Raw genomic sequence first — 10,225 nt, forward strand, 5'->3', positions numbered from 1 at the left:
CCCCGCCCGGCCCTTGCGAGCCTCCGATCCGGAAGTGACGCGGGGTGCCCGGTATCGGGCCGAGAGCCCGTCTGGAAACGTGTTGGCGTGAGTCGGCTGGTGGTGGTTTTGAGCACCGGAGCGCAGCGGACCTCTACGTCCGTGAGCACCGGAAGCAGAAAAACCGCCATCAGACGGCCGTTTGGCGCGTTTCCAGACGGGCTCTGAGAGCAGACCCGTCGAACCTGATCTGGGTCATGCCAGCGAAGGGAGCCGTCATGCGATGCCCCTTCGGGCTCCGATCCCTCCGGATCGATCGCCGGGCTCCCCCCTCGCGGCGGCGGAGAAATCGATGGCGTTTCAAGCATTCGGATCGACGGGGCGTCGGCGCTTCGACCTGTCGGTCTATCTGGTCACCGACACCAGGCTGAGCGGCCCGCGCGGCGTCGCGGCGGTGGCCGAGGCGGCGGCGCGGGGCGGCGTCACCCTGGTGCAGCTGCGCGACCCCGATGCCACCACGCGTGGCCTGATCGAGGCGGCACGGCAGCTGCAGGCGGTGCTGGCGCCGCACAGCATCCCGCTGATCATCAACGACCGGATCGACGTGGCCCTGGCCGTCGGGGCCGACGGCGTGCATCTGGGCGACCGCGACATGCCGGCGGAGACCGCGCGCCGGCTGCTGGGCCGCGAGATCATCATCGGCATCACCGTGCATGACGCGGCGGAGGCCCAGGCCGTCGACACCGCCATCGCCGATTACGCCGGCATCGGCCCGGTCTTCGCCACCTCGACCAAGGCCGAGGCACGGCCGGCGATCGGCATCGTTGGCTTCCGCGCGTTGCGCGGGCTGGTGCCGCTGCCGGTGGTCGGCATCGGCGGCATCGATGCGGCCCTGGCGGCCAGCGTCGTCGCGGCCGGGGCCGACGGCGTCGCCGTGGTGTCGGCGATCTGCGCCGCCGCCGACCCGGAGGCCGCGGCCCGGGCGATCCGCGCCGCGGTGACCAATGGCAGGGGCACGGCATGATCTTCAACTTCCTGAGCATCGCCGGCACCGACCCGTCCGGCGGCGCCGGCATCCAGGCCGACCTCAAGGCCTTTTCCGCCCTTGGCGTCTACGGCACCGCCGTGATCACCGCGCTGGTCGCCCAGAACACCCGCGGGGTCGAGGCGATCGAGCTGGTGTCGCCGGCCTTCGTCACCAGGCAGATCGACTGCCTGCTGGCCGATGTGCGGATCGATGCGGTCAAGATCGGCATGCTGGCCACGGCCGACATCGTGCGTGCCGTGGCCGACGCCCTGCGCCGGCACGGGCTGACCCGGGTGGTGGTCGACCCGGTCATGGTGGCCAAGAGCGGCGACCGGCTGCTGCGCGAGGACGCCGTCGCGGCGCTGCGCGAGGAGATCCTGCCGCTGGCCGAGCTGGTCACCCCGAACCTGCCGGAAGCGGCCGACCTGCTGGGCTGCCGCCCGGTGGAGCGGTTCAGCGAGATGCCGGAGATCGCCACGGCGCTGCTGGCGCTGGGGCCGCGGGCCGTGCTGCTGAAGGGCGGCCATCTCGACGACCGGGCGGAGAGCCCCGACCTGCTGATGACCCCGTCCGGCACCACCATCCTGAACGCGCCGCGGATCGCCACCCGCAACACCCACGGCACCGGCTGCACCCTGTCGGCCGCGATCGCGGCGCTGCTGCCGCAGCATACTCGGCTGGAGGGGGCGGTGCGGGAGGCCAAGAGCTACCTGACCGGGGCGCTGGCGGCCAGCGACCGGCTGTCGGTGGGCAGCGGCCACGGGCCGCTGCACCACTTCCACGCGTTGTGGGACTACAATCCGGGGGCCGAACCATCAGGCGATTGACGCCTGGTCCTGCCGCTGGGCCTCCAGCAGGGCCTCGCGCTCCGCGTCGGTCAGCTCCAGCCGGGTCAGGCCGGCATCGAGCAGGAACGGCGTGCCGCCCGACGCGCCGGTCACGGCCAGGGCGCGCTTGCCCTGGGCATCGAGGGTGAAGGGCAGGAAGTCCTTGGCCGTGGTCGCATCCGCCTTCGCCTCGCGGCCGGCCGCCGGATAGCTGAACTTCCAGGTGATGATGCGCTTGACCTTGCGGCCGCTGAGGATGGTCACCGGCACCGGGGTCAGCACCTGGCCGTCCAGGGCCAGGGCCTCACGCTCGCCGCGGTTCTGGCGGAGCATGCCGCGCGGCATCCCGATGACGCCGATGACCAGCAGCACCACGGCCGCGATGAAACACAGCACCCGGTCCCAGAAATAATCGAGGCCCAGGGTGGTGGTCAGCAGATGCGGGTCGTCGGCGCTCTGCACCACCTCGGTGTCGTAATCGCCGAGATGGACGTCGAGGAAGAAGTAGGAGACGTCGGAGCGGAAGGCGGTGCCGTCCGGCCCCGGCGCCGTCAGGGTGGCGTCGCAGAAGGTCATGATCAGCTTGGTCTGGCACTTGCCGTCCACCAGCTCACCATCTTCGGCGATCGCCGGGTTCTGCCGGATCCGCGCATCGTTCAGCAGCGGCGGCGCCATCCACAGGAACAGGGCGGCGAGCATCCCGATCAGGACCAGCTCGAGAACGATCAGCAGGACGATGCGGCGGATCGTCTTCGGCTTGGGCGCGTGCACCCGCAACGGCCGGGTCGGGAAGGCGGACAGGGTCTGCATCGCGGGATCTCGTCGTCAGTGGCTGCGGCGAGCGGTTAAACCGCCCGCCCGCAGAAAGCGACTGAACCGGATTTTGTTCCCGCCAGACGCTGGCGACGGGCTTCGCCCGCGCCGGGATCGGCAAGTGCCGACCCGGGCGGGATCGGCTTCGCCGACCTCGCGATCAGCTTCGCCGACGCTGGGATCAGCCCTTGTTCTTGTTGTAGACGTCGAAGGCGACAGCGGCGAGCAGCACCAGGCCCTTGATGACCATCTGCAGGTCGATGCCGAGGCCGAGGATCGACATGCCGTTGTTCATCACGCCCATGATGAAGGCGCCGATCACCACGCCGGTGATCTTGCCGACGCCGCCCGAGGCCGAGGCGCCGCCGATGAAGCAGGCGGCGATGGCGTCGAGTTCGTACTGGGTGCCGGCCTGCGGCGTCGCCGAGGTCAGGCGCGCCGTGGTGATCAGGCCGGCCAGCGCCGCCAGCACCCCCATGTTGACGAAGGTGAAGAAGACCAGCCGCTCGGTGTTGATGCCCGAAAGCTTGGCCGCCTTCTGGTTGCCGCCGACGGCATAGATGCGGCGGCCGATGGTGGTGCGGGTGGTGACGAAGGCATAGAGGACGACCAGAACCCCCATCAGGATCAGGATGTTCGGCAGGCCGTTATAGGTGGAGAGGAGGTAGCCGAGCCCGGCCAGGGCGACCAGGGTCGCCGCGGTCTTGACCAGGAAGAACAGCAGCGGCTCCTGCTCGACGCCATGGCGGATCTCGTTGCGCCGGCCGCGGATGCTGGACATCACCAGCAGGATCGGCACCGCGAGGCCGATCAGCAGGGTGGTGACCCAGATCTTGCCGGTGCCGCCCGAAAACACATCCGGCACCGACCCGAGCAGGTCGGCGATGAAGCCCGAGGACATCTTCTGGAAGTTGCTCGGCACCGGCCCGGCCCGTTCGCCGTTCAGCGTCATCATGCACAGGCCGCGGAACGCCAGCATGCCCGCCAGGGTGACGATGAAGGATGGGATCTTGCGATAGGCGATGAAATAGCCCTGGGCGGCGCCGATCACGGCCCCCAGCATCAGGCAGGCGAGGCAGGCCAGCCAGGGATCGACGCCTTCCCACACCATCAGGGCGCCGCCGACCGCGCCGACGAAGCCGGCGATCGACCCGACCGACAGGTCGATATGGCCGCTGACGATGACCAGCAGCATGCCGAGCGCCAGGACGACGACGTAGCTGTTCTGCTGGATCAGGTTGGTCAGGTTCAGCGGCGTGAACAGCCGCCCTTCGGTCGCGAACTGGAAGAAGATCATGATCGCGACGAGCGACAGCAGCATCGCGTATTCGCGGATGTTGTTCTTGAGGAACTCGCCGATCCGGCTGTTCACGCGTGTCTGCAGGGCAGTGGTTTCGGTGCTCACGGCCGTGCCTCCCGGGGCATATTTTCCTTCGATCGCATGATCGCCCGCATGATGTTTTCCTGTGATGCGTCCTCGGCCTGCATCTCGGCGACGATGCGGCCTTCGTTCATGACATAGATCCGGTCGCACATGCCCAAGAGCTCGGGCATCTCGGACGAGATCATGATGACGCCTTTGCCCGAGGCGACCAGCTGGTTGATGATGGTGTAGATCTCGTATTTGGCGCCGACATCGATGCCGCGGGTCGGCTCGTCGAGGATCAGCACCTGCGGCCCCGCGAACAGCCACTTGCTCAGCACCACCTTCTGCTGGTTGCCGCCGGACAGGTTGACCGCCTGCTGCTGCACGCCGGAGGAGCGGATGTTGAGCTTGCGCCGGTAATCGATTGCGACCGCGAGTTCGCGCATCTCGTCGACCACGCCGTGCTTGGACACACCGTCGAGATGGGCGAGCGGAATGTTGTGCTGGATCGAATCACCCAGGATCAGGCCCAGCTGCTTGCGATCCTCGGTGACATAGGCCAAGCCGGCGGCGATCGCCTTGGGGACGGTGGCGAGATCGACCGGCTTGCCGCGCATCGAGGCCTTGCCGGTGATCTTCTGGCCGTAGGACCGGCCGAACACGCTCATGGCGAATTCGGTCCGCCCGGCCCCCATCAGCCCGGCGATGCCCACCACCTCGCCGGCGCGGACATTGATGTCGACGCCCTTGATCATGTGCCGGTCGGCATGGAGGTGGTGATAGACGCTCCAGCCCTCCGCCGCGAACAGGGTCTCGCCCAGCTTCGGCTCGCGCTCGGGATAGCGGTCGGTCAGGTCGCGGCCAACCATGCCCTTGATGATCCGGTCCTCGTTGACTTGGCCGCCCCGGGCGTCGAGCGTCTCGATCGTCGCGCCGTCGCGCAGGATGGTGATCGAATCCGCGACCTTGGTGATCTCGTTCAGTTTGTGCGAGATCAGGATCGAGGAGATGCCCTGGCGCTTGAATTCGAGCAGCAGGTCCAAGAGCGCGTCGCTGTCGCTTTCGTTCAGGCTGGCCGTCGGCTCGTCGAGGATCAGCAGCTTGACCTTCTTCGACAAGGCCTTGGCGATCTCGACCAGCTGCTGCTTGCCGATGCCGATATTGGTCACCAGCGTCGCCGGATTTTCCTTCAGCCCGACCTTCTGCAGCAGCGCCCGGGCCCGAACCAGCGTCTCGTTCCAGTCGATGACGCCCCGCGTCGCCACCTCGTTGCCGAGGAACAGATTCTCGGCGATCGACAGCAGCGGCACCAGCGCCAGTTCCTGGTGGATGATGATGATGCCGAGGCTTTCGCTGTCGGCGATGCCGCCGAACTCCCGCTTCTGCCCCTCGTAATGGATCTCGCCGGAATAGGAGCCGTGTGGATAGACGCCGGACAGCACCTTCATCAGGGTGGATTTGCCGGCCCCGTTCTCGCCGACCACGGCATGGATCTCGCCCCGGCTGACCGCGAGATTGACGTTGCTGAGCGCCTTGACGCCCGGAAACGTCTTGGTGATGCCGCGCATCTCGAGAATGTTGTCCATGCCGGAACTTTTACCCGAATGTCTCGATCGAAAGAGCCGTCATTGCGGCCCCGGCGACGGCCGAAGCACGCAATGACGGCATCGAACACCCATGACGCAGGCCGGTTCAGGCCCGCATCAACTCACTTCAGCTGGTCGGCCTTGTAGTAGCCGCCGTCGACCAGCACCTTCTGCAGGTTGGCCTTGGTCACCAGCACCGGGCTCAGCAGCTCGGACGGCACCACCTTGACCCCGTTGTTGTAGGTCTTGGTGTCGTTGACCTGGGGCTCCTTGCCCGACATGACCGCATCGATCATGTCGACGGTGACCTTGGCCAGGTCGCGCGTGTCCTTGAACACGGTCGAGTACTGCTCGCCGGCGATGATCGACTTGGCCGACGGGATTTCCGCATCCTGGCCGGAGACGTAGGGCAGCGGCCGGTCGGTCGTGCCGTAGCCCACCGCCTGCAGCGAGGCGAGGATGCCCATCGACAGGCCGTCATAGGGCGACAGCACGGCGTCGACCCGCTTGTCGCCGTAATAGGCCGACAGCAGGTTGTCCATGCGCGACTGGGCCGTCGCCGGGTCCCACCGCAGGGTGCCGACCTTGTCCATGCCGAACTGGCCGCTGACGACCTTGAGCTTGCCCGCGTCGATCAGGGGCTGCAGCACCGACATCGCGCCGTTGTAGAAGAAGAAGGCGTTGTTGTCGTCCGGCGACCCGCCGAACAGCTCGATGTTGAACGGGCCCTTGCCGTCCTTGACGCCGAGCGCGCTGACCAGCGAGCCCGCCTGCAGGACGCCGACCTGGAAATTGTCGAAGGTGGTGTAGTAGTCGACGTTCGGCGTGTCGCGGATCAGGCGGTCATAGGCGATGACCTTGATGCCGGCGTCATGCGCCTGCTGCAGCACGGAGGTCAGCGTGGTGCCGTCGATCGAGGCGATCACCAGCACCTTGGCGCCCTTGGTGACCATGTTCTCGATCTGCGACAGCTGGGTCGGGATGTCGTCGCCGGCATATTGCAGGTCGGCGCTGTAGCCCTTGGCCTGGAGCGTCTTGACCATGTTGTCGCCGTCGGCGATCCAGCGCGCCGAGACCTTGTTCGGCATGGAGACGCCGACGAGGCCCTTGTCAGCTGCCTGTGCCTGGGAGGCGAGGGCGAAAAGCCCCAGCGCCACTGCCGCGATTGCGGATTTCATCGTGCTCAAATGATCTCTCCCTCGATTTTATGATGAGCCGCCGGAGGTGCCGAAACGGCATGGCCCCGGCGGCCGGTTTCGACGCGACGTCCCACGGGATGAACCGCCCCCCAGGGCCGCCTAAGCCGAACCATTCGCTTTCCTGCGCTTGGATGGAGTGTGGCGCCTGCAGCCCGGGCAAGACAAGGCCGCACGGAGGCCCGGGCATCGCCCGGCAGCGGACAGGCCGCCCCGGTTCGACGGCCGGGTCGACCGCGGCGCCGGCATCAAGGTCGGCGCCCCGTCTGGTGTCTGAATCTCATGTGCTCCTCCCTGGCTCGGGCCCGGTTCATCCGGCGCCGCTAATCCTCATACAAATGGGCCGCCACTTTCCTGCGGCGCCGGGACGCTGTCAAGCGCGCCGGAATCCGATCCGCCAAAGGACACCTCGCCGGCGGCTTGCCGCAGGCCTGTGCGCATACTACCGCATCGCGCGCCGCCTTTCCGCAGCCGTAAAACCCGGCTAAAGCTGCGCCCATGTCCCTGCTGCGCGGCGTGGCGACGGTCGGTGGGTTGACGGCCGTCAGCCGGATTGCCGGATTCGCCCGCGATATCCTGACCGCCGCGCTGCTGGGCGCGGGGCCGATGGCTGACGCCTTCGTCATCGCGGTCAAGCTGCCGAACCTGGCGCGCCGGCTGTTCGCCGACGGCGCCTTCATGGTCACCTTCGTGCCGCAATACGCGGCCGAGCGCGGCGAGCGCGGCCCGCGTGCGGCGCTGGATTTCGCCGGTGAGGTGCTGGCGGCGATGCTGGCCGTGCTGATCCCGCTGACCATCCTGGCCCTGCTGGCCATGCCCGCCATCCTGGCGGTGATCGCCCCCGGCTTCGTCGCCGACCCGAGCCGCCAGGCCCTGGCGCTGGACTATGCCCGCCTGGCCTTCCCCTATCTGCTGCTGATGTCGGTGTCGGCCCTGCTGGGCGGCGTGCTGAACGCGCAGGAAAAGCTGGCCCCCTTCGCCGCGGCGCCGATCCTGTTCAACCTGGTGCTGATCGTGGCCCTGCTGTTCGGCACCCACATCGCGGGGTCGCCCGGCCGGGCGCTGGCGGTCGGGGTCACGCTGTCCGGCATCGCCCAACTGGTCTGGCTGGCCCTGGCCTGCCGCCGCCACGGCGTGTCGATCCGGCTGATGCGGCCGCGCATCGGCGCCCGCCTGCGCCGGCTGCTGGTGCTGATGGGACCGGGTGCGGTCGGCGCCGGCATCACCCAGATCCAGATGTTCCTGAACACGCTGATCGCCAGCTTCCTGCCGGCCGGCGCGGTCAGCGCCCTGTATTACGCCGACCGGCTGACCCAGCTGCCCCTCGGGATCGTCGGCATCGCGCTGGGCACCGCCCTGCTGCCCACCCTCACCCGCCTGCTGGTCGAGAACCGGCCGGGGGATGTGGCGGCGACGCAGAGCCGGGCGATCGAATACGGCCTGCTGCTGGGCCTGCCCTCCGCCGCCGGGCTGGTCGCCCTGGCCGGCCCGATCATCCACACCCTGTTCGAACGCGGCGCCTTCGGCCCGGCGCAGACCATCGCCGTCTCCGGCGCCCTGGCCGCCTACGCCCTGGGCATCCCGGCCTATATCCTGGTGCGGGTGTTCTCGACCCTCTGCTTCGCCCGGGCGGACACGACGACGCCGATGCGCACCGGTGCCGTCGCCACCCTCCTGGCCATCACCGGCGCCGTGATCCTGATGCGGCCGCTGGGCCATGTCGGCATCGCGCTGGCGACAGGCGTCTCGGCCTGGGCCAATGCCGGGCTGCTGGCCTGGGCGCTGCACCGCCGCGGCGCCCTGCCGGTCGATGCCGGTCTGCGGCGTCGGGGCTGGCGGATCGTGCTGGCCGCGCTGGGCATGGCGGCCGGGCTGCTGCTGGGCCGGCACCTGCTGGGCGCCGCCGGCGGCGGCGCGCTGGCGTCGCTGATCGCCGGCGGTACCGTCCTCTACGCGACGCTGTGCCTGCTATTCGGCGCCGTCGATCGCGGCGAACTGGTCCGGTTCCGCCGTCGCAAGCATCTGCCGGGTTGACCCGGCTGCTCCGGCCCGGCCATAAACCGAGCCTCCCCAACCCTCTGCGGCACCGGCGGACATGAAGCGCATCTTCTCGGGCATCCAGCCCACCCACAACATGCATCTCGGCAACTACCTCGGCGCGGTGCGGAACTGGGTGGCGCTGCAGGACGGGGCGGAGTTCGAGACGATCTACTGCGTCGTCGACCTGCACGCCCTGACCCAGCCGCAGAACCCGGTCGAGCTGCGGGCCCATATCCGCGAGCTGGCGGCGACGCTGCTGGCGGTCGGCATCGACCCGGCCCGCAGCATCCTGTTCGCGCAGAGCCAGGTGCCCGGCCACAGCGAGCTGGCCTGGCTGTTCTCCTGCGTCACCCCGCTGGGCTGGCTGCGCCGGATGACCCAGTTCAAGGACAAGGCCGGCAAGCAGCAGGATTCGGCGATGCACGGCCTGCTGGCCTATCCCGTGCTGATGGCGGCGGACATCCTGCTGTACAAGGGCACCCATGTGCCGGTCGGCGAGGACCAGAAGCAGCATCTGGAGCTGACCCGCGACATCGCCCAGTCGTTCAACCAGCGCTACGGCGTCGAGTTCTTCCCGCTGCCGGAGCCGCAGATCCTGGGATCGGCGACGCGGGTGATGAGCCTGCGCGACGGGTCGAAGAAGATGAGCAAGTCGGATCCGTCCGACTACAGCCGCATCAACATGACCGACGACGCCGACACCATCGCGCTGAAGTTCCGCAAGGCCAAGACCGACCCCGAGCCGCTGCCGACCGAGGCCGAAGGGCTGGAGGCGCGGCCCGAGGCCGAGAACCTGGTCAACATCTACGGCGCGCTGGCCGGCAAGGACATCCCGGCGGTGCTGGCCGAATTCGGCGGCACACCGTTCTCGGCGTTCAAGGGCGCGCTGACCGACATCGCCGTGTCCGTGCTGGGGCCGATCGGCGCCGAGATGCGCCGGCTGATGGCCGATCCCGGCCATGTCGACGGGGTGCTGCGCCAGGGCGGCGAGAAGGCGGCGGCCCTGGCCGCGCCGACGCTGGCCGAGGTACAGGACATCATGGGGCTGCTGCGGCCATGAGAGAGAGCGCCCGATCGCCACCTTGCCCAATCTGGGCCCGAAGACCGCCGACTGGCTGGCCGAGATCGGCATCAACACCGAGACGGAGCTGCGTGCCATCGGCCCGATCGCGGCCTGGCAGCGCCTGAAGCTGGCGCAGCCGGAGAAGATCACCGTCAACGCGCTCTACGCCCTGCACGGCGCCCTGACCAACCAGCACTGGGCCTCGCTGACCCAGGAGCTGCGCGCCGAGCTGCGCCGCGACGCCGGGGTGGAATAGAGGCGGGCTGGAGCGGATCAGATCATCCGATCGCATCAGGGGCAACGTGTTGCCTCTCCCGCTTGCGGGAGA

Annotated in this window: 9 protein-coding genes; 5 read left to right on the plus strand and 4 right to left on the minus strand. The window is 68.6% G+C overall.

Features of this window, described 5'->3' with window-relative positions; all coding sequences use genetic code 11:
* Positions 1-331: 331 nt before the first annotated feature.
* Together thiE and thiD are read left to right on the plus strand one after the other, a co-directional pair.
* On the plus strand, positions 332-1,003 hold the full coding sequence (gene thiE, locus AC3XYG_RS18485; RefSeq protein WP_489141324.1) for a thiamine phosphate synthase: 672 nt from the start codon (positions 332-334) through the stop codon (positions 1,001-1,003).
* Entirely contained in the window at positions 1,000-1,833 is an 834-nt protein-coding gene (gene thiD / locus AC3XYG_RS18490) for a bifunctional hydroxymethylpyrimidine kinase/phosphomethylpyrimidine kinase (RefSeq protein WP_489141325.1), read from the plus strand. Before thiE ends, thiD begins: the two co-directional genes overlap by 4 nt.
* On the opposite strand, the gene AC3XYG_RS18495 is transcribed toward thiD, so the two are convergent.
* The 4 genes from AC3XYG_RS18495 to chvE all read right to left on the minus strand — a co-directional run bounded on the left by AC3XYG_RS18495 (position 1,822) and on the right by chvE (position 6,776).
* Positions 1,822-2,643 (minus strand): hypothetical protein, encoded by an 822-nt coding sequence (locus AC3XYG_RS18495; protein WP_489141326.1) that lies wholly within the window; start codon positions 2,641-2,643, stop codon positions 1,822-1,824. The two genes, thiD and AC3XYG_RS18495, sit on opposite strands and share 12 nt — an antisense overlap.
* A 184-nt stretch (positions 2,644-2,827) precedes the next feature.
* A complete protein-coding gene (gene mmsB, locus AC3XYG_RS18500; RefSeq protein WP_489141327.1) occupies positions 2,828-4,051 on the minus strand; it encodes a multiple monosaccharide ABC transporter permease in 1,224 nt (407 codons plus the stop codon).
* Complete coding sequence (gene mmsA / locus AC3XYG_RS18505) at positions 4,048-5,598, minus strand: multiple monosaccharide ABC transporter ATP-binding protein (RefSeq protein ID WP_489141328.1); 1,551 nt, start codon at positions 5,596-5,598, stop codon at positions 4,048-4,050. Before mmsA ends, mmsB begins: the two co-directional genes overlap by 4 nt.
* Positions 5,599-5,720: 122 nt before the next feature.
* Positions 5,721-6,776, minus strand: a complete 1,056-nt coding sequence (gene chvE / locus AC3XYG_RS18510) for a multiple monosaccharide ABC transporter substrate-binding protein (protein ID WP_489141332.1) — start codon at positions 6,774-6,776, stop codon at positions 5,721-5,723.
* Positions 6,777-7,292: 516 nt separating this feature from the next.
* On the opposite strand from chvE, the gene murJ reads away from it, so the two are divergent.
* The 3 genes from murJ (at position 7,293) to AC3XYG_RS18525 (ending at position 10,153) form a co-directional block, all read left to right on the plus strand.
* The gene (gene murJ, locus AC3XYG_RS18515; protein WP_489141329.1) at positions 7,293-8,828 is read left to right on the plus strand and encodes a murein biosynthesis integral membrane protein MurJ; all 1,536 of its coding nucleotides are present in this window, start codon (positions 7,293-7,295) and stop codon (positions 8,826-8,828) included.
* A 61-nt stretch (positions 8,829-8,889) separates the two neighbouring features.
* Positions 8,890-9,894, plus strand: coding sequence for a tryptophan--tRNA ligase (gene trpS, locus AC3XYG_RS18520; RefSeq protein ID WP_489141330.1), 1,005 nt, complete (start codon positions 8,890-8,892; stop codon positions 9,892-9,894).
* 22 nt (positions 9,895-9,916) lie between these two features.
* Complete coding sequence (locus AC3XYG_RS18525) at positions 9,917-10,153, plus strand: TfoX/Sxy family protein (RefSeq protein WP_489141331.1); 237 nt, start codon at positions 9,917-9,919, stop codon at positions 10,151-10,153.
* The last annotated feature ends 72 nt before the right edge of the window (positions 10,154-10,225 follow it).

The sequence above is a fragment of the Inquilinus sp. genome (genome assembly GCF_057815775.1).

What these genes read in the sequence shown, in the direction of transcription:
- mmsA (WP_489141328.1), bottom strand. Translation starts at nt 5,598, where the DNA reads ATGGACAACATTCTCGAGATGCGCGGCATCACCAAGACGTTTCCGGGC.
- AC3XYG_RS18495 (WP_489141326.1), bottom strand. Translation starts at nt 2,643, where the DNA reads ATGCAGACCCTGTCCGCCTTCCCGACCCGGCCGTTGCGGGTGCACGCG.
- murJ (WP_489141329.1), top strand. Translation starts at nt 7,293, where the DNA reads ATGTCCCTGCTGCGCGGCGTGGCGACGGTCGGTGGGTTGACGGCCGTC.
- thiE (WP_489141324.1), top strand. Translation starts at nt 332, where the DNA reads ATGGCGTTTCAAGCATTCGGATCGACGGGGCGTCGGCGCTTCGACCTG.
- trpS (WP_489141330.1), top strand. Translation starts at nt 8,890, where the DNA reads ATGAAGCGCATCTTCTCGGGCATCCAGCCCACCCACAACATGCATCTC.
- chvE (WP_489141332.1), bottom strand. Translation starts at nt 6,776, where the DNA reads ATGAAATCCGCAATCGCGGCAGTGGCGCTGGGGCTTTTCGCCCTCGCC.
- thiD (WP_489141325.1), top strand. Translation starts at nt 1,000, where the DNA reads ATGATCTTCAACTTCCTGAGCATCGCCGGCACCGACCCGTCCGGCGGC.